At 56.8% G+C, this 19,058-nt stretch carries 13 protein-coding genes and 2 pseudogenes; 11 read left to right on the top strand and 4 right to left on the bottom strand.

The annotated features are described in order from the left end of the window. Positions 1 to 8: 8 nt before the first annotated feature. The gene (locus C4J91_RS10880; protein WP_124362306.1) at positions 9 to 1,310 is read right to left on the bottom strand and encodes an Nramp family divalent metal transporter; all 1,302 of its coding nucleotides are present in this window, start codon (positions 1,308 to 1,310) and stop codon (positions 9 to 11) included. Positions 1,311 to 2,092: 782 nt separating this feature from the next. Here C4J91_RS10880 and C4J91_RS10875 point away from each other — a divergent pair. The 11 genes from C4J91_RS10875 (at position 2,093) to C4J91_RS10825 (ending at position 16,294) form a co-directional block, all read left to right on the top strand. Beyond that, entirely contained in the window at positions 2,093 to 3,307 is a 1,215-nt protein-coding gene (locus C4J91_RS10875) for a methyl-accepting chemotaxis protein (RefSeq protein WP_124362305.1), read from the top strand. A gap of 10 nt (positions 3,308 to 3,317) precedes the next feature. Next, the gene (locus tag C4J91_RS10870; protein ID WP_124362304.1) at positions 3,318 to 3,686 is read left to right on the top strand and encodes a response regulator; all 369 of its coding nucleotides are present in this window, start codon (positions 3,318 to 3,320) and stop codon (positions 3,684 to 3,686) included. A gap of 15 nt (positions 3,687 to 3,701) precedes the next feature. Continuing rightward, the gene (locus C4J91_RS10865) at positions 3,702 to 3,989 is read left to right on the top strand and encodes a lipid asymmetry maintenance protein MlaB (RefSeq protein WP_124362303.1); all 288 of its coding nucleotides are present in this window, start codon (positions 3,702 to 3,704) and stop codon (positions 3,987 to 3,989) included. A 41-nt stretch (positions 3,990 to 4,030) separates the two neighbouring features. Further along, positions 4,031 to 6,061 carry a chemotaxis protein CheA gene (locus C4J91_RS10860; RefSeq protein WP_124362302.1) on the top strand — a complete coding sequence of 677 codons (2,031 nt, stop codon included), beginning with the start codon at positions 4,031 to 4,033 and terminating at the stop codon, positions 6,059 to 6,061. Between the two features lie 30 nt (positions 6,062 to 6,091). After that, entirely contained in the window at positions 6,092 to 7,747 is a 1,656-nt protein-coding gene (locus C4J91_RS10855; RefSeq protein WP_124362301.1) for a methyl-accepting chemotaxis protein, read from the top strand. Positions 7,748 to 7,783: 36 nt separating this feature from the next. Then, the gene (locus tag C4J91_RS10850) at positions 7,784 to 8,323 is read left to right on the top strand and encodes a chemotaxis protein CheW (protein ID WP_124362300.1); all 540 of its coding nucleotides are present in this window, start codon (positions 7,784 to 7,786) and stop codon (positions 8,321 to 8,323) included. A 9-nt stretch (positions 8,324 to 8,332) separates the two neighbouring features. Further along, entirely contained in the window at positions 8,333 to 9,142 is an 810-nt protein-coding gene (locus C4J91_RS10845) for a protein-glutamate O-methyltransferase CheR (RefSeq protein ID WP_124362299.1), read from the top strand. After that, positions 9,139 to 9,672: a chemoreceptor glutamine deamidase CheD gene (gene cheD, locus C4J91_RS10840; protein ID WP_124362298.1), complete on the top strand. Its 534-nt coding sequence runs from the start codon at positions 9,139 to 9,141 to the stop codon at positions 9,670 to 9,672. Before C4J91_RS10845 ends, cheD begins: the two co-directional genes overlap by 4 nt. Then, entirely contained in the window at positions 9,635 to 10,717 is a 1,083-nt protein-coding gene (locus tag C4J91_RS10835) for a chemotaxis response regulator protein-glutamate methylesterase (protein ID WP_124362297.1), read from the top strand. Before cheD ends, C4J91_RS10835 begins: the two co-directional genes overlap by 38 nt. A 178-nt stretch (positions 10,718 to 10,895) precedes the next feature. Continuing rightward, the gene (locus C4J91_RS10830) at positions 10,896 to 11,078 is read left to right on the top strand and encodes a hypothetical protein (protein ID WP_124362296.1); all 183 of its coding nucleotides are present in this window, start codon (positions 10,896 to 10,898) and stop codon (positions 11,076 to 11,078) included. Positions 11,079 to 11,080: 2 nt separating this feature from the next. Beyond that, a complete protein-coding gene (locus tag C4J91_RS10825; protein WP_124362295.1) occupies positions 11,081 to 16,294 on the top strand; it encodes a dermonecrotic toxin domain-containing protein in 5,214 nt (1,737 codons plus the stop codon). 192 nt (positions 16,295 to 16,486) lie between these two features. On the opposite strand, the pseudogene C4J91_RS10820 reads toward C4J91_RS10825, so the two are convergent. From C4J91_RS10820 to C4J91_RS10810, 3 genes and pseudogenes are all read right to left on the bottom strand, one after another. Next, positions 16,487 to 16,747, bottom strand: a pseudogene (locus C4J91_RS10820) (integrase); the annotation flags it as partial. Positions 16,748 to 17,298: 551 nt separating this feature from the next. Next, positions 17,299 to 17,832: pseudogene (locus C4J91_RS10815) on the bottom strand (IS5 family transposase); the annotation flags it as partial. Positions 17,833 to 17,969: 137 nt separating this feature from the next. Then, positions 17,970 to 18,671, bottom strand: a complete 702-nt coding sequence (locus C4J91_RS10810; protein WP_124362294.1) for a hypothetical protein — start codon at positions 18,669 to 18,671, stop codon at positions 17,970 to 17,972. Positions 18,672 to 19,058 lie beyond the last annotated feature (387 nt).

The following is a 19,058-nucleotide window of genomic DNA, read 5'->3' as shown; positions in this document are numbered from 1 at the left end:
GCTCTTTGTCAGGTAAACAGATCGACGCTCAACTGGAAGGCAACCCACAGCGCAAGGCCTGTAGCGAAGAGCAACGCGATGTTTTCAAACAGGTTGTTGCGATATTGCTTGTCCAGCAGCGACTTCTGGTTGGACATGATCAGCAGGCCCAGGGAAATAACCGGCAAGCCAATGATGTTCAACGCGCTGACGCCAATGGTCAGGGTCACGAAATCCGGCATGCCTGGCAGCGACCAGATCAACGGTGTGACCAGGATGAATAGCATGAACCATTTGTGCATCGGGTCATGATGAAACTCCTTGCCGTACTTTTCGCGACGTTCAGGACGAACGTGTTGGAAGGCATCGGTAATCAGCATCGGGAACGCGGTGGTCTTGCCGGAAATGCTGGCAAACAAAGTAGCGAACACGCCGATGAAGAACACATACCAACCCACCGGGCCGAAAAACATTTCCAGGGCCTTGCCCAGATCGCCCAAGGTCTTCACCTCGATGCCGTTGGGCCGCAGGATTTCCGCGCCGACGATCCAGATGGCCAAATTGATGACGATCCCGACGAACACTGCAAACAGCAGATCGTTGCGTTGAACACGCTTGTGCTGCGGCCCGACCCAGCCCTTTTGGCGCATGACATACGGATGCACGAAGTTGGCGATGGAGCCTGCAACCGCGCCGATAACCGATACCGCCACCAGCAGCGCGCCGTGCACGCCTTCATCCGGCGGGATGCTGAAGCCGATGGTGCCCTTGACGATGCCGACCACATCAGGACCGGACATCACGGCCAAGGCAATGAAGGCCAGGGTCATGATCGCCAACAGCACTTTCATCACGCCTTCGATCATCGAATAGATATTACGCCCCACCAGCATCCACACCGCGAGTACCACCGCCAATGAACACAGCAGTGGCTGGTCGCTTTTGAACAGCATTGCCAGCGACTCACCCGCCCCTTTGATCATGTAGGCGTTCATCAAGTGCCCCATCAACAGGGCGTACACGAGCATGAACCAGGCAAAAAAGGGATTCAGTTGGGCATAGCCCTGCAGAATGGTCATGCCCTGGTTATTGCACAACTGGAAGCGCGCGATGATGTTTACGATCAGGTATCTCAGGAGCAGCGAGACCGCCAGTACCCACATCATGGCGTAACCGTAATTGGCACCGGCCACGGACGACGTGATCAGGTCACCTGCGCCCAGCCATGACAGTACCGCGATGATTCCGGGGCCCAGCAGTTTGAGTATTCGGGAAAATCGATTTTGCGCGGGCGCCGCAGCCTGGCCTTCGACGGAACGAATGCTCGTCATAGAGGGTATCTCCATTTATTTTTTTTGTGAGAACGAGCGCAGTCGAACACGATAGATACGACGTCGTACAACAATTCTTAAACGATAGTGTTTATAAATGTTTCAGCAGCAGAAAGCGGAGGCGTCGGGCTGTAGAAATGATATTGAACCGGGTCAAATTCACGCAAACGCTAAGCCTGAGCCACGGCATATGTTTCAATCCTGAGAAAAGCAGCTATTGCTGTCGTTCAGGCACAGTCATAGGATGACCTACCACGATCACAAAAATAAGAAATCACCTATGAGACCCCCGCCCTCCTGGCCGCTGCCCCAAAGCACCACTGGCAGAAAGTAATCATTGGGTCATTCAACGACTTGAGCAATACCGGATTCGTCTCTCGAATCAATTCGTTCAATGTAGGTTAATTTGTAAAAGAATCAACTAAGAGAGAGGCCGAACAATACTCTTGGTCAACAGCACCGCGAGAATAACGGTAGCAATAACCGATGCGATAATAATAAATGCAATAAATATAAAGCCGCTTTGGTACGAACTTTCCGACGATTCAACTAAATTGTCACTTTGAATCTGCCTGCCCGATTAATCGATAAACATCAAGACGTACGCGGACACTAGGACCCTACCCATCTCCTTCTACTTACTACCACCAATATCTCTCTAAGTAAGTAACATAATTATCATCAATCGGACGGACGGTACAGCGGCAGGCTAAAGCTATTCTATATACAGCAGATAACCCCTATGTTGTTTATATCCGCAAGACTGTTCAAGGAACGAACTCATGGCCCAGCGTCAATCCAGCCACATCCCCCTTCCTGGTCATCCGCGCTTTCTTTGGTTCGCTTTCATCCCGGTGGCGCCCGCCGTTATATGGATCCTGTTGCAGTCAACCTCTGTGGCCAACCTGGCGGCCTGCGCGGTACTGGTGCTGATCGGCCTCGGTGCGTGCGCCTGGAGCGCCGGTTCGCAGCGTGACGCAGTGCTGCGAGCCACCGCGTGGGCGCTGGCGGATCAGTCAGGCGCGCAAGCGGCGCATAGCGGCATGGACTCGCGGGCACAGCTCGATGAAGTGTTGCTGGGCGCCATGCCGATCTGGGCCAAGCAGGTGGAAAGCTCGCGCCAGCAGACCGAAGACGCAATTGTGAGCCTGGCCAACCGATTTACCGGGATAGCCGCGCGATTGCAGGACACGGTGCAAGCCTCGCAGCAGGCTGCCGGCGAACTGGACGGCAAGGCCGCCGACGGCGCGCTGGAGGTGCTGGCGCGCAGCGACAGCGAGCTGAGCCAGGTGATCAACTCACTCAAGGCCACTCAAACCAGCCGTGACCAGACGCTCGCCCAAGTACGCAGCCTTACCGCCTATACCGGCGAACTGCGCACCATGGCCGCCGATGTGGCCGCGATTGCCGCACAAACCAACCTGCTGGCGCTCAATGCGGCCATCGAGGCGGCGCGGGCCGGTGAAGCCGGTCGCGGCTTCGCGGTGGTGGCCGATGCGGTGCGCAGCCTGTCGAGCAAATCCAGCGAAACCGGCCAGCAGATGTCGGCCAAGGTCGACATCATCAATAACGCCATCACCCAGTTGGTGCAGGCCGCCTCCAGCAGTGCCGACCAGGACAGCAACTCGGTGGCTGCCTCTGAAAACAGCATTCAATTGGTGCTTGAACGCTTCCAGAACATCACCGGGCGCCTGGCCGACTCCGCCGACCTGCTCAAGCAGGAAAGCCACGGCATTCGTGATGAGATGACCGAAGTACTGGTCAACCTGCAATTCCAGGACCGGGTCAGCCAGATCCTCAGCCACGTGCGAGACAACATGCACGCCTTGCATGAGCACCTTATGCAGACCCGCCAGTCCCCGGACCAGGCCGTGGCCGTCGACGCCCGGCAGTGGCTGGCGCGCATGGAAGCCACCTACGCCACCGATGAGCAACGGCGCACGCACCATGGCGCGGCCTCCGTGCAACAGAATTCTCAAGACATCACGTTTTTTTAAGGAGCCCCTCATGGCGAAGAATGTACTAGTGGTCGACGACTCCAGCAGCGTGCGGCAAGTGGTCGGCATTGCCTTGAAAAGCGCCGGTTACGACGTGATCGAGGCCAGCGACGGCAAGGATGCCCTGAGCAAGCTCAACGGGCAGAAAGTGCACCTGATCATCAGCGACGTGAACATGCCCAACATGGACGGCATCACCTTCGTCAAGGAGGTCAAGAAGCTGGCCAACTATAAGTTCACCCCGATCATCATGTTGACCACCGAGTCCCAGGAATCGAAAAAGGCCGAAGGCCAGGCTGCTGGCGCCAAGGCGTGGGTGGTCAAGCCGTTCCAGCCGGCGCAAATGCTGGCAGCCGTATCCAAACTGATCCTGCCCTGACACCGGGAGGCCCCCATGCCGATAACGTGCGAAACACTCGACGACACCGCCCGCGTGGGCATTGACGGCGAACTCACGATTTACACCGTGGCCGAACTGGCGAGCGCGTTGCTGCCGCAAATGGGCGTGGCGCCTCGCCTGGAGTTGGACTTGTCACAGGTCACCGAGATGGATGGCGCCGGCCTGCAGTTGCTCGCGGTCATCCAGCGTGAAGCCGGCATTGCCGGCACCGCCTTGAGCGTGACCGGCCAGAGCCAAGCGGTCACCCAGGCGCTTGAACTGTGTCGCAACGCCGCGTTGTAGCCAGCGCTGCCCACTCTCATTGATCGACAAGGAAGGTCCAGGTGAGCATCAATCTCGATCAGGCACAGCAGACATTCATCGTCGAGGCACGCGAACTGTTGCAGGCCATGGAGCAATCCCTGCTGCAACTGGAAAGCGAGCCCGGCGATCAGGATGCCATCGGCGCGATATTCCGCGCCGCGCACACCATCAAGGGGTCGGCGGGCCTGTTCGGCCTGGCGTCGATCGTGGGGTTCACGCATATCGTCGAAGATGTGCTCGACCGCCTGCGCGACGGCAGTGTAGCGGTGGACGCCGCATTGATCGCGCTGCTGCTCAAGTGCGGCGACCACATGCTCGAACTGATCGATGTGGTCGCCAGCCGCGGTGAGGCGCCCACGCCTGCCGCGCTGGAGCGCGGTGAGGTATTGCGCGAGGCGCTGAGTGCCTATCAGCCGCTGCAGACCGCGACTGCCCGCGTCGAAACCGCGGCGGTGGACGACGCCACGGCGGACGCAGTGCTTTGGCATATTTCCCTGCGCTTCGGCGTGGATGTCTTTCGCAACGGCATGGACCCGTTGTCCTTCCTGCGCTACCTCGACACCCTGGGCACGCTGTTGCAGGTCACCACCCTGACCGACGGCATTCCGGCCGTGGACAGCTGGGACCCGGAAAGCTGCTACCTGGGGTTCGAAATCGACCTGCGCTCGACGGCCAGCCACGCCACCCTCAACGAAGTGTTCGACTTTGTGCGTGACGACTGTGAAGTCAGCATCAGCGCCGTCGACGACCCCGTCGACACCCCTGCCTGCCCCGCGACCGAGGTGGCCCCCCGCGCTGAATTTGCCCCGCCCGCGCAGCAGCGCGTGGCGGCGGCCGGCGAAAAAAACCGGGATGGCAATTACGTGCGGGTCAACGCCGACAAGCTCGACGAACTGATCAACCTGGTCGGCGAGCTGGTTATCGCCAGCGCCGGCGCGAGCCTGCTGGCCCGCTCCTGTAATAACGACCCACTGCAAGAGGCCACCTCGACGGTATCGGGGCTGGTGGAAGAGATACTTGATGGCGCCCTGCACTTGCGCATGATCCCCATCGGCGACACGTTCAACCGCTTTCGCCGCGTGGTGCGCGATGTCAGCCAGGAATTGGGCAAGGACATCGACCTGATCATCAGCGGCGCGGAAACCGAACTGGACAAGACGGTGGTCGAGAAGATCGGCGACCCGCTGATGCACCTGCTGCGCAACGCCATGGACCATGGTATCGAAAGCGCCGAGGCGCGGCGCGCGGCCGGCAAGTTGACCAGAGGCCACCTGAGCCTCAATGCCTACCATGACTCGGGCAGCATCGTCATCGAAATCGCCGACGACGGCGCCGGGCTCAACCGCGAACGTATCCTGGCAAAGGCCCAGGAACGCGGGCTGGTGGCCAGCGGCGCGGTGCTCACCGACCAGGAGATCTACAACCTGATCTTCGAAGCCGGTTTCTCGACCGCCGAGGCGGTGACCAATCTGTCCGGGCGTGGCGTCGGCATGGACGTGGTCAAGCGCAATATCACGTTGTTGCGCGGCACCGTCGACCTGGACAGCCGTCCCGGCCAGGGCACCGTGGTGCGCATTCGCTTGCCGCTGACCCTGGCGATCATCAATGGCTTTTTGGTCGGCATCGACCAATCCACCTACGTGATTCCGCTGGACATGGTTCAGGAATGCATCGAACTGGATGATCACCAGCGCCATTCCAGCCGCGACCAGGGGTATCTGGACCTGCGTGGCGAAGTGTTGCCGCTGGTGGACCTGCGCCATCACTTCAGCCACGAAGGCCCGGCCGCCCGCCGCCAGAATGTGGTGGTGGTGCGTTACGCCGAGCACAAGGCCGGGCTGGTGGTGGATGACCTGCTCGGTGAGTTCCAGACCGTGATCAAACCCCTGGGCAAGCTGTTCGGCGCACTGCGCGGCATCAGCGGTTCGACCATATTGGGCAGCGGCGCAGTGGCCCTGATCCTGGATATACCGGCACTGCTCAACCAAATCGTACAACTGGAAGCTCGCACGGCCCAGGCGCCTCAGTCGCCCCCGGTCGTCGCTCGCTGACGTATTTGCAATTCCATGGAGGTTCCCCCGATGAAATGGTTCTACGATTTGAAAATTTCCACCAAGTTGATCAGCTCATTCCTGGTGGTCCTGGCGCTTACCGCGGCCATGGGCGGCTTCGCCATTCACCAGCTCGGTGCAGTCAATCAGGCGGCCCAGGACATCAAGGGCAACTGGATGCCCTCCATGCGCGCAGCGGCCGGCATGCGCTTTTTTGCCGCCAACTATCGCTTGAAGGAAAACCGCCACATCGGCACCGAGATCGCCGAGGAGAAGGCGCAGGCCGAACGGGAAGCCGACGATGCGCGCCAGCAGTTCGAAACCCGCATGGGCACCTACGAAAAATTGCTGTCCAATGATGAAGACCGCCAGCTCCTGGCCAGCGTGAACAGTGCCTGGTCCGCCTACCTGGCAGCCAGCAAGCAGGTGCTGGAATTTTCCCGGCAGAACCAGGAAGCCCAGGCTCGCGGTTTGCTCAGGGGGGAGTCCAAGACGCATTTCGATGAGGTGACTAGCCGCCTGCAGAAGATGGTCGAACTCAATGACGCCGGCGCCACCGTCGCCGGTGACAAGGGCGCGTCGCTGTATGAAAACGCACGCTTGTCAATCATCGCGGCGCTGGTCGTCGCCCTGTTGATCGGCATTGGCCTGGCCCTGTTCATCGCGCGGATCATTTCCCGCCCGTTGCGACAAGCCGCCACCGCCGCCGGGCAATTGGCCGAAGGCAACCTCAACGCGCACATCGAACCGGGTGCCAAAGATGAAACCGGCATGGTGCTCAACGCCATGCGCAACATGGTCGGCAAGCTGGCGCATATCATCGGTGAGGTGCGCAACGCCGCCGATAACCTGGCCAGTGCTTCCGAGCAAGTCAGCGCCACCGCGCAATCGATGAGCCAGGCCACCAGTGAACAAGCCGCCAGCGTCGAGGAAACCAGTGCGTCGGTCGAACAGATGAGCGCCAGCATCAACCAGAACACCGAAAACGCCAAGGTCACCGATGGCATGGCCAGCAAGGCCGCCAAGGAAGCCACCGAAGGCGGCGAATCGGTACAGCAGACGGTGGTGGCGATGAAGAAAATCGCCCAGCGCATCAGCATCATCGATGACATCGCCTACCAGACCAATCTGCTGGCCCTCAACGCCGCCATCGAGGCCGCCCGGGCCGGCGAGCACGGCAAGGGGTTTGCGGTGGTGGCCGCCGAGGTGCGCAAGCTGGCCGAGCGCAGCCAGGTAGCCGCCCAGGAAATCGGCGAACTGTCCTCCAGCAGCGTGGACATGGCCGAGAAAGCCGGCAAGTTGCTCGACGAAATGGTGCCCTCCATCAATAAAACTTCCGACCTGGTGCAGGAAATCAGTGCCGCGTCCGAGGAACAGGCCGCCGGTGTCGCGCAGATAAACACCGCAATGACCCAGCTCAACCAGGTGACCCAGCAAAATGCCTCAAGCAGCGAGGAACTGGCCGCCACCGCCGAAGAAATGAGCAGCCAGGCCGAGCAACTGCAACAGGCCATGAGCTTTTTCGTGCTGGACTCCAGCCCCAAGGCCGCGGTTCAAGGCCGCAGCGCGGACAGCGCCGGCAAGCCTGACCGCCAGCCGCCACGCGCGGAACAGCAGGCACCGCGCAAAGCCTTTGCCTATAACGTGGCCAGCGCCCCGGACGAATCGGAATTCACCCGTTTCTGATCGCAAGAATCGATGCGGGCTCACAGGGAGAATGACATGGGCGCAGTGATGACTACCCGCCATACCGCCGTCACGGCAGGCGAGGATGCGCAATACCTGACCTTTATGCTCGGTGGCGAGATGTTCGCCATCGGCATTCTGGGCATCAAGGAAATTATCGAATACGGCAGCCTGACCGTGGTGCCGATGATGCCCGCCTTCGTGCGCGGCGTGATCAACCTGCGCGGCGCCGTGGTGCCGGTGGTCGATCTGTCGGCGCGCTTTGGCCGGCCGAACTCGTCGATCACCCGGCGTTCGTGCGTAATTATCATCGAGGCCATCACCGAAGACGGCCAGCCGCAGGATATCGGGCTGTTGGTCGACACCGTTTCCGCCGTGCAGGAAATCCCGGCGACACAGATCGAACCGCCACCCAACTTCGGCGCACGCATCCGCGCGGATTTCATCAGCGGCATGGCCAAGGTCGATGGCAAGTTCGTGATTGTGCTTGAGGTGGACAAAGTGCTGTCCATCGACGAGATGTCCAGCCTGGCCGAGACTGGCCAGGCGCTGGCTCTCGACCTCGACGCGCGTTGAGGCTCGATCATGCCAGACACCAGCCCACTTGATGATCGTGAATTCGGCCAGTTCCAGTCCTGGCTGTACCGCGCGGCCGGCATCAACCTGTCGCCCGCCAAGAAAGCCCTGGTGGCCGGGCGGCTGTTCAAACGCCTCAAACACTACGAACTGCAGAGCTACGGCGAGTACTTCAAGCTGATCATGAGCGACCAGCGCAAGGGCGAGCTGCAAGTTGCGCTGGACCTGCTGACCACCAACGAGACCTACTTTTTCCGCGAGCCCAAGCACTTCGACTTCCTGCGCCAGCAGGTGCTGCCCAAGGCGCCGCCGGGCAAACTGTTTCGCGTGTGGAGCGCGGCCAGCTCTTCGGGCGAAGAACCCTACAGCCTGGCGATGACGCTGGCGGAGAACCTGGGCACCACGCCGTGGGAAGTCATCGGTTCGGACATCAGCACCCAGGTGCTGGCCAAGGCACGCAACGGGCATTACTCCATGGAGCGCGCCGGCACCCTGGCCCAGCCGCTGCTGGTCAAATATTGCCTCAAGGGAACAGGGCGCCAGCACGGGACTTTCCTGATCGAAAAGGCCCTGCGCAACCGGGTCAACTTTATCCAGGTCAACCTGAACGAACCGCTGCCCGGCCTGGGCGAGTTCGATGTGATCTTCTTGCGCAACGTGATGATCTATTTCGACCAGCAGACCAAAAGCCAGGTGGTCGCCAGGCTGCTGCCGCTGCTCAAATCCGGCGGTTACTTCATCATCAGCCACTCCGAAAGCCTCAACGGCGTCAACGACACGTTGAAGCTGGTGGCGCCGTCGATTTATCGCAAGCCATGAAAAAGCCTGCGGATGTGGTCGAAGTGGTGCTGGCGCCGGGCCAGGTCAGTTTTGCGACGCGGCCGACACGCTTGCGTACCTTGCTCGGGTCCTGTGTGGCGATCACCTTCTGGCATCCGCAACGGCTGATCGGCGGCATGTGCCATTTCATGTTGCCGGCGCGCTCGCGCAAAGGTCAGCCCCTGGATGGCAAATATGCCGACGAGGCGCTCGAATTGCTGCTGCGCCACGCTCATGCCAACGGCACGCAGGCCCAGGACTATCAGGTCAAGCTGTTCGGCGGCGGCGAGATGTTCCCCGAACAGCCGCGCCCCCTCCCGGCGCAGGACGTGGCCAGCCTGAATATTCGCGCAGCGCTGGCCCTGGCCGAGCGCCATCACCTGCACCTGACCGCTCAGGACATGGGCAGTACCGGCTATCGCAATATTGTGTTCGACCTGTGGAACGGCAACGTCTGGGTCCGGCACCAACCAATGGGAACATTCAAAAAAAATGCCTACCAAAAAAATCAGCGTGCTGTTGGTCGATGATTCGGCCGTAGTACGGCAAGTGCTGCTGGCGATCTTCAACGACACGCCGGACATCCATGTGATGGGCGCCGCGTCCGACCCGATTTTCGCCATGGATAAACTGGCTCGGGAATGGCCAGACGTGATCGTGCTGGATGTCGAAATGCCGCGTATGGACGGCATCACCTTCCTGCGCAAAATCATGAGCGAGCGGCCGACACCGGTGGTGATCTGTTCCTCGCTGACCCAGAAAGGCGCCGAAACCTCCCTGCAGGCATTGTCGGCCGGAGCAGTGGAAATCATCACCAAACCCACCACCGGGCTGAAGAACTTCCTGATCGAATCGGCGGCCGAGCTGGTCGCGGCCATCCGCGCGGCGGCGAACTCCAACGTCAAGAACCTGGGCAAACGAACCGTCCAACCAACACCCGCCCTCGCGCCACCCGGCAAGCTCAGCGCAGACGCAATCCTGCCCGCCGCCAACGGCCACGCCATGGCCCAGACCACCGAACGCATCGTCGCCATCGGCACCTCCACCGGCGGAACCCAGGCCTTGGAGGCCGTGTTGACTGCTCTACCGAGGGTGTGCCCTGGCATGGTGATCGTGCAGCACATGCCCGAAAAATTCACCGCCTCCTTTGCCGAGCGCCTCAACAGCGTGTGCCAGATCGAAGTGCGCGAGGCGCGCAACAACGACCGCATCCTGCCCGGCCTCGCCCTGATCGCTCCCGGCGGCAAACACCTGATGGTGACCCGCAGCGGCGCCTATTATCACGCCCAGGTCATCGACGGCCCACTGGTCAACCGCCATCGCCCGTCGGTGGACGTGCTGTTCCGCTCGGTAGCCAAATTCGCCGGCAAGAACGCCACCGGCATCATCATGACCGGCATGGGCGACGACGGCGCACGCGGGCTAAAGGAAATGCTCGAAGCCGGCGCCGCCACGGTAGCCCAGGACGAAGCCAGTTGCGTGGTGTTCGGCATGCCCAAGGAAGCCATCAAGCTCAACGCCGCACAGCGCATCATGGCGTTGGAGAATATTCATCAGGCGATTTTGTATAAGTGAGCCTGAGCACCAAAGGTATAGGTGTCTTTACAACTTTGGCTCAAGGTTGAACGCTGAACGCTGAACGCCCGGCAGATAGGGCTATTGTGGCGAGCGGGCTTGTCGAATTGTCGCACCGCCGTTGGGCTGCGCGTGCAACCGATTGTCGAGGCGATAAAGACCTTGCAGAAACCCGGTCATGATCGACATCGGCAAGCTGATCACCGATCTGGGGGTGGAAGACCAGTCCGGTCAACGCCGTCGCTATGGTTTTCGGACTAAATATGTACTGCTCAGGCTCGCAAAGTTGTGTGGACAATCTCTCGCTCATCCGAACGGAAACGGTTCAAGAGCCGCGCCCCTTACTGCTTTGAGCCAATGACCATGGACGACAACGATTTACCGTACTTCTTCACTGAAACGCTAGCTACAAGAGAACACCTGACCGAACGCCAGCGGGCGCGAAAATTTACGCTGGAGGACTTGGCCTGGCTTGACAATGTCTATCTTGCCGACAACGCGGCTCGTATTGGCCAGCCGCAGCCGATGCACGTCGAAGCTATCGCCGTGACCCCTTTCGGGGCCCCACCGATTGAGCTCGCAGGTGCATGTCTGTTGAGTCCTTCTCCTGATGGCAGTGTTTTCCTGTACACGCCTAGTCGGGGATTGGAGAAGTTTGAGAGTCGAGCCACAGTCCTCGCGCAACTGAGTACCTGGTTGAAGCCCTCCGAGCAGCAAGAAGCATTGGCGGGCTACTTATCCATCGCGCAGCGGCAAACTCTGAAAAATAATGATGCGTTGACAATCACGGTCCATCCCATCGTGGGCGCTGTCTTCGAAGCACTGCACCGTACCATTGCATACAATCAGGTCGACAATGCACAGCAAGTGCTCGATGAACTGGGCATGCTGCCCAGTTTTACTTCAATGCTCGACCAGTATTTAACCGAAGCATTGTGCATACGATTTCCAGCTCTGGATCAGCGCAAAACCCGCGTAAACAGCTACATCACCGAAACCACACGGGCACCGAACGGCACGCTGACATCGACCAAACGGCCCGGGGCCAGCCGCTCACTAAGCGTGACTGTCCTTGATTATTTTGTGGCCAACAGTTGGCCCGTGGGTGAAACCAGGCAGTACAGCCATCCAGAATGGTCCACCTCCACAGAACAAACCGCTAGCCATACCGACGACCAACTGCACTGGGAGAGAGCCGTACAAGAACTTGCCCACGGCTTGAAAAACCATATCACCCAGCAACTCAGCACATTCTGGAAGTCTGAGAGCCAAACGGGCTTATCACGGCTGAACCTGATAGCTATTGCCATGGCCGACAAATTTCGGGCTGCGTTACTCGACCAACAGCAGCAAAACTATCTGTCGCCCCAGCAACGCCTTGCGCTGCAAGCGCTCCCTCTTACAGAAAAAATGACATCCTCGCCTACCATCAAGATCGAAAAAACGTTGCTGGGGTCCTCGGATATGACCTATGTCGAGCTCGCGGGCACCTTGGTGTTCAGCCAGCAAGAAAGCACTTCCAACCCACAGGCCATTCTTCTCTACACACAATCCCAGGGTTTCCAGACGTTCAACGACCTTACGCGACTCAAATCTTATTTGTTGAACATGTTGAATACAGTGAGAAAGCCGGATCTATGGATGGGCTACCTCTCTCGACCACAACGCTACTCCATCATTGACTTCGTCCGATTGTCCATCATCACCGCACCCACCACCGAAGCCCTATTTCCTGGCCTAGTGCAGAGCATCATCGAAAAGCAGGCTCAGAACCTGGAGTTCGCTCTCGACCTGTACCGCCAAAGCAAGGGCACAATCGACATCAACGCTACAATCGATAATCTTCTTGATGTGCGCGCCATGATTGATCGCCAATTGCTGGAGCTCGACGCCCAAGGTCGCTGGAGCACTCAATTGTCAGCCTCATGGCACCCGTCACCGCCCCCCTCGGTTCTGCCAGCCGCTCAGGCTGAACTACAAAAACTCGAACGTATCGACAACGAAGTGAACAGCAAAGTCGCAACCCGTCCAACGTTGCAACAATGCGCCGCAGCCTTGCTCAATTCGCTAATGGCAAACGCACAACGAGGTAATCTGCACGCCTCGAATATTTTTCTAAACCAGTACCCTGGCCCGCCAAGTGAGATTGAGGGGCGCTCACCGACGACTTCCATCAGCATGGTGGAGTATTTTCTTCAACGACTTTGTGCAGAGGCGGAGGTTGCACCCAATACCCCTCATTACGGGCTATTTACAGCAATCTCCGCAGGTGTGGCCACAAAGCTCTCCAATCTGGACATACGAACCTTTAACGCACTGATCGACAGCGCCTTAAAGCAGTTTCCAGACTATCTGCGGCGCATCCATAATATCTTCCCTGACCTCTCGACCCTATTTGAAACAGCGCTGACTGGCGGATTGAGGGGGGAAGTCCTACTCAGGGGGCTGAACCAATCGCTGCTGCCCGTTGACCAGGCGGTCATACTCGAGGTTCTGAATAGTTACAAGCGCGACATGCGCCGCAGTCTGAACGGCTTTAGACCTGACGCATTTGCCTTGACGCTGAACAGCCAAGAGCTGACAGCCCCCGTGACATTAACTGGCTGCTTCTTGCTGACAGAACGAGGCGGACAAGACGTGTTGTATTCCGGCCGCGCCATCCTGTGGACATCGGCCCTGGGGCTGGAAACATTCGACTCATTGGCCCATGCCAAGACCGAGTTGACTGAACGCCTGGCTGACGCTGATGAACGCTTGGCATTGATAGAGCATCTGGCACCATCGCTACAGCTCCCCAGCCATCGTTATACACTCGGCGCGCTCCAACTCATTGAAGATAACCTCGGCGCACATCACCAGCAAACTTGGGCCGATCAAAAGAGATGGGAACAAAACCAAATACTGGGTTCAACACTGTCCAGCCAACAACTGCGCAATATTTGGCAAGTCCACATCACGCAGAGCGTACCGGCGAACAATCTCAAGCGCGCCATGGCGATTGCCAAAGCCCTGATTTTTCAACAATCATTGCCTCAATGGCTTGGTATGGCCCCTGAGCGAGACCAACAGCTCCACGTCGAACTCCTGGAGCAGTACCGAAACAATGTGCAGGACAATCAGGATTATCTGCACGGCATCGAATCCATCCAAAGCTTTGCTCGGAAAAAACTCTCCACCCTGTTACGGAGCATCGCCCCTCAAAGCGCCTTGACCCCTGATCAGATCAACGTAACGTTCACGACTTCCAACGCCGGCGCCCAACGAACGGTGACATTAGTTAACTATGCGTTGCTCCATCGCGACCAAAGGGCCATCGTTCCCCCACGTTTCACGTCGACTGGCGCACAACTCTTTTCCACAATGGTCGACGGGAGAACACTGAACATTCAGCTCCAGGCGCTGGCACTGGGTAGTGACTATCAAACCTACTTGAAGACAATGCTGGGCGCCGGAGTTCCAGGACAAGCAGAACGCCAGCAACTATTTGCAAGGCAACTGCCTTGGCAACTTTTACAATACGCTCATGCGCAAATGCTCCAAAAGAACCTCAGTGAAACCGCCTTCGGGTTTATTCAGCAGGTCTTCGACATGCCGGATGCGATCGCCCGTGCCGCCGTGATTGATACCAACGCTACTATTCGGCCACTGGAATTTCTGACCTCTGCCGCCAGTACTGCGATTAAAGTGACGGGCGTCTATCTGATCAGCCCAACAACCGGCCAGGGACCGCATATTCTGTATGCCCCCTACAGTCAAAGCCATGACTTTAAAGAGTACCTGGACGAAGCGAGTCTGCTGACTGAGCTGAGTCGGCCTGGCGAACTGCAAACTTGGATTTTCAGGCTGCTTGGGGACGCACACCAAACGACGCTGACTAGCTTTTTCGTTCAGTCGGCCAATACAGCAAGCACTTTGCGTTTGACTTCCAACCCCGTCACCGGCCCACTGTTCAACCGCCTGTTTACCGATAATCTTGAAGTGCTTACGATGTTATTGGGCTGTCAATTTATTACCAATGCGCACGCGCACTGGAACTGGGTAATAGACATCTTCAAAAGCGCAATTTACCAAGGGGTTCTGTTTCTTGCCGGAAAACTGGCCTACCCCTGGATCGTCTGGCAGAGCTTCAAACTGTTCATGGCTTCTGCCGAGAATTTGCAGGGCCATCATTGGCGTGAAGCGATGGATAATTTCATCAGTGGTGTGGCAGAGCTGGCCATGCTGCGCCAATCGATGCCTGAAACCGGCGAACAGGTTTCCCGTTCTTCGCCAGAAACAATCCTGTCCACTCCTCCCAACAGCACCGCAAGCGAAGCTGTGGCGAAATGGCCTGCCCTTGATATTACCGCCCCCGAACGAACAGAGTTGCAAGCTTATGCATTGACCGACAGGGCCCTGCAAGACCTGAATAAGATTGACCGCCTTGGACTCTACCAATCCGAGCAGAATCACTATTACGCTCCCGTCGAGGGTAAGGTCGTCCAAGTCACCAAACAGGGTGAACGGTGGCGGATCAGTCATGGCCGCGAGATCGGCCCTTACGTGTACAAAAACACCCGAGAACAGTGGATGCTCAGCAGCCCGGTACCGTTGCGCTCTGCACGCCGAGCGTTATCACGCCTGAGTAACCGGTTCTACTCATCGCCCTTTGCACGACAAAGCATGAACATCCAGGCCTCCGGCATGCAGGCCATCCGAACGCTTTACCCTGTACAAGCGCTGATGATCACTGAAGCCCTGACGTTGGCCACCTACTATGCAAAAAACGCCAGAGACAACTTACGTCTATTGGCCAATGCTCCCCAAGCGCTGACACGCTCGCTCACGCACATCAAGAAATTCTTCGGACTCCAGACGGTTGAAACCGATCACCTGATACGCATACAGTTTGCTGTTGATCTGATCTACAACGCTCTCACAGAGCCATCATTGACTAACGCCCAGTCAATCCGTTTTGTCATGGGGGAGTCACGCATGACTCCCCCTCCTGGAACCGAACAGGTGTTGGCGTTTACGTTGGTTCCAGACACTCATAACATCATCTACCTGACCGCAGCGTTTTTCAAACCGACACTCAATTACAACAACTTGCTGAGAGAACCGTTTTACGTCAACGTCCATGCGCGTGCGGTCACCCTCATTCATGAACTCACCCACCATGTCAGCGGAACCCACGACATCGCTTATCTAGAGTCGGTACACCCCTATCCAGATCTGATTGATACCCACACGCCACAAGGCCGAATTGCTAAGGCGTTCGTGGAGCGGAGTCAGAACGCGCCCCTGTCCAGCAACACACCGCCGAATGAGTTGTTTCAGGTCCTCGACTCAACAGCCTCGACCCTGATAGACCCCGAAGGCTCGCTTCTACATCACATTTTAAGGGTCACCGGCGGACAGACCCTTGACGATGCCCGGCAGATTTTTAGCACTGATCCACTGCGAAGGGTGATCAGTATCTTGAGCAATGCCGATTCCACAGCGTTATTGATCAGTCGCTTGGGTCGCCAGCTGGATACCCCACCCAGCCCAACTGGAAGCTTGGAATGGGCGCTGGAAGGCAACGCAGCCCCATAGCACCAAAATTTTAGAGCATGCACGGATGGCAAGTTGTGCCAATTTTATCGACGGCTCGCGAGTAACCATATTGCTGTCTTTTTCAATGATGACCGTAAGAGTGTGCTACGCAAAGGACTGCGCAAGTTTCTCTTGGCTGGCTTTGCCTTCCACCCGAAGAGCAACTTGGGCTGAAAACTCTGAATAGGGATTGTCCGGATCCGCATGGGACAACTGGGCGTCAATCCAAGGCTTGGGGTAGCCAATGTCATGCAACGCGGTAGACAGCGTGGCACCGGATACGTGGCCCGTCAGTTGATCGATACAGCCCATCCGACGCAGGGCGCCATTGAGGGTGTTTTCACTGATCCGCTGGCCCAGGTTACTGCGATGGGACAACAAGTGGCGTTGAGCGGGACGCATCTTCTTCAATAATTGGCGCACTACCTCCACCGCCTGGGTCGACAGGGGCACGGAATGGCCCACAGCCCTCGCTCAAGATCAGATATCCGTGGCTTTCGATGGATTTTGGCGGAACAAAAAAAGACGCCTAAGCGTCTATTTTTAATGACTTACAGAATTCCATGGAACTCTGTAGATCGATATTTGGAGCGGGAAACGAGACTCGTATCTGGTGTCCGACTCGTTGAAATCTAAGGGGTTTCATTTCTTGCCGAAGCAGAAACGGACTTGATTCTGGACTTATTTCCTGGATGCATCAAGAACCACCGATTACGCCTCCCCCGTAGTGAAGATCGTACACCGCTAACCTGCAGGTCCTGGGAGAGGCCTAAGGTGAAGTCACGGTGATCAAGTAAGCCCCCGAGCACAGGCTTCCCGACAGAATCTACCAACTCACAGCGCTGATTGTAGTAACGCCATCGGATCCACTGTTGGCAACCGGTCGGACAGAGACTCCCGCCATATCAGCTTCATTGTGTCAAGCGTAGCTAAGTTTGACCCATTATCTTCATTTTGTAGCCCTCTTCGCCGTGGCAAGGCGTTTCCAGCAGCCAGTTTGCGCATCATATGCGCACCTCTCCCGCGTTCGCCAACAAATGTCGGCGTACCATCCACAGGTTTGGCAAGGCGAACAACGTCAGTCTCTGTGCAGTGTTCTTGGCCAAGCTTCGAAAGCGCACTTTTTATAGCCAATTGGCGCCTTATCACTCGGAACGGGTGCTCGACCTTGGCGCGAACCTGAGCCTTTGCCTTCTCGATCTTGCGTATGGCTTTGTACAAGACGCTACGTTTCCCGGGCTTTTTGTAGGTGTTGCGCCGGGCTGCAATCTGCCAAATAACCTTGCACCCCGCGTGCTATTCGCGCTTCTCGACTCCGGTATAACCCCCATCGGCGCAAGCCACGTTTTCCTCGCCATGCAGCAGTTTTTCGACCTGCGTGACATCCGTAACATTGGCCGCGGTGACCACTACTCGGTGCATTAGGCCAATTTGTTGTCGGTACCAATGTGGGCTTCGACGCCAAAATAATATTAGTTGTCTTTCTTGGTCTGATGCATTTACGGGTCACGCTTGCCGTCTTTATCCTTGATCGAACTGGTCTTGGCACCCAAAGCATGCAAAATCATTACCCAAGCTCACCGCATAAATACGAAACGATGACACTCATCAGTTGATAGAAAAAACCTAAAGGGTTACCCAACGCTTAACCAATTACCAAAATTCGGGTTAAACTTCAAAGATCTGTCTTGTCGGGATTGTTTCGGATCACTAAAGCAGGCGCCAATTCAGCATCTGATTTGATAGGGAAGTACGTTTTCGGCATAAGGGGTGTACAATCGCCCTTATCTCTATAGACCCTAGCGCCTTTCAAATATCTATCCAAGGGAGCGGTGGCGACTTCATTGAAGTTACCATAACCCACTGTTGGCCTACCGAGAATATTAGCAAGCTTCTGAGCGATGCCGGTTTCACCACTACTAAAACATGAGCCAACATGTAACCTTCCTCTACCAACGTTAACCAAGTCGATATCGTATCTCTCTTTTATATTGATTACAAATTGCGCCGGCGTAAAAATTTTTTCTTGCGAGCCGGGGAGGGGTTTTTGCATCATCCAGCTTACACTTCCATCCACATAACCAATCCGCCCGTCCTTAGATGCATGCACGATTATTCCAGGCTCTCCACTTCCCGAAAAGTTAGACACAAACCCTAGACGCGAACAAACAGTTTCATGGCCGCTACCCCTTGCGAACTGCCTCCTGAAAGTAAAGGGAACTATATAGTCTTGCAAAGCAGAGAGTGCGGGAGAATTTCCAGATGATAGAATCTTACCTTGTAAAATCAACTCACGCTTCCGCACATCATTGGGTGCATCTTCTTCGCGCAAAACGCAAATGGTGTTGGTAGCGCGTAAGCTATGTACCTTTTGCATGCAACCCCCCTTAATATTTAATTGCTTTAACATCTAAAATTTTCGAAGCCTAGTAGAACATTATGTCTCTTTGACTAAATGCTCAATTCTGGAATTTCAATAATTATTTCCTGCCTTCGGATGTGAGGCAAAGTAGAATCTCACCCTCGCGCGTAAAACCATGAAACGAAAGCGCAGAACTGTGATCACTCGAGTTCATAAAACATACCAAAAATTTTAAGTTTTGACATTACCCTTATAAAGTTCTGGAATCGTTCTCGCAAGTATCCCATTTGAAAAGATAAAAACTTCTCCCCTCACATACTACTTGGCCACTCCCTCCAAAATCTTTCCCCTTTCTCTGGAGCGCTTGACAGGAGCCACTAATACTTTAAGGTACAACTTTCC

Origin of the sequence: Pseudomonas sp. R3-52-08 (genome assembly GCF_003851745.1) — a bacterium.
Lineage (GTDB): Bacteria > Pseudomonadota > Gammaproteobacteria > Pseudomonadales > Pseudomonadaceae > Aquipseudomonas.
The sequence above is the reverse complement of the archived record's forward strand: the minus strand, read 5'-3'. Positions and strand labels throughout refer to the sequence as shown.

What these genes read in the sequence shown, in the direction of transcription:
- C4J91_RS10880 (WP_124362306.1), bottom strand. Translation starts at nt 1,310, where the DNA reads ATGACGAGCATTCGTTCCGTCGAAGGCCAGGCTGCGGCGCCCGCGCAA.
- C4J91_RS10875 (WP_124362305.1), top strand. Translation starts at nt 2,093, where the DNA reads ATGGCCCAGCGTCAATCCAGCCACATCCCCCTTCCTGGTCATCCGCGC.
- C4J91_RS10870 (WP_124362304.1), top strand. Translation starts at nt 3,318, where the DNA reads ATGGCGAAGAATGTACTAGTGGTCGACGACTCCAGCAGCGTGCGGCAA.
- C4J91_RS10865 (WP_124362303.1), top strand. Translation starts at nt 3,702, where the DNA reads ATGCCGATAACGTGCGAAACACTCGACGACACCGCCCGCGTGGGCATT.
- C4J91_RS10855 (WP_124362301.1), top strand. Translation starts at nt 6,092, where the DNA reads ATGAAATGGTTCTACGATTTGAAAATTTCCACCAAGTTGATCAGCTCA.
- C4J91_RS10850 (WP_124362300.1), top strand. Translation starts at nt 7,784, where the DNA reads ATGGGCGCAGTGATGACTACCCGCCATACCGCCGTCACGGCAGGCGAG.
- C4J91_RS10845 (WP_124362299.1), top strand. Translation starts at nt 8,333, where the DNA reads ATGCCAGACACCAGCCCACTTGATGATCGTGAATTCGGCCAGTTCCAG.
- cheD (WP_124362298.1), top strand. Translation starts at nt 9,139, where the DNA reads ATGAAAAAGCCTGCGGATGTGGTCGAAGTGGTGCTGGCGCCGGGCCAG.
- C4J91_RS10835 (WP_124362297.1), top strand. Translation starts at nt 9,635, where the DNA reads ATGCCTACCAAAAAAATCAGCGTGCTGTTGGTCGATGATTCGGCCGTA.
- C4J91_RS10830 (WP_124362296.1), top strand. Translation starts at nt 10,896, where the DNA reads ATGATCGACATCGGCAAGCTGATCACCGATCTGGGGGTGGAAGACCAG.
- C4J91_RS10825 (WP_124362295.1), top strand. Translation starts at nt 11,081, where the DNA reads ATGGACGACAACGATTTACCGTACTTCTTCACTGAAACGCTAGCTACA.
- C4J91_RS10810 (WP_124362294.1), bottom strand. Translation starts at nt 18,671, where the DNA reads ATGCAAAAGGTACATAGCTTACGCGCTACCAACACCATTTGCGTTTTG.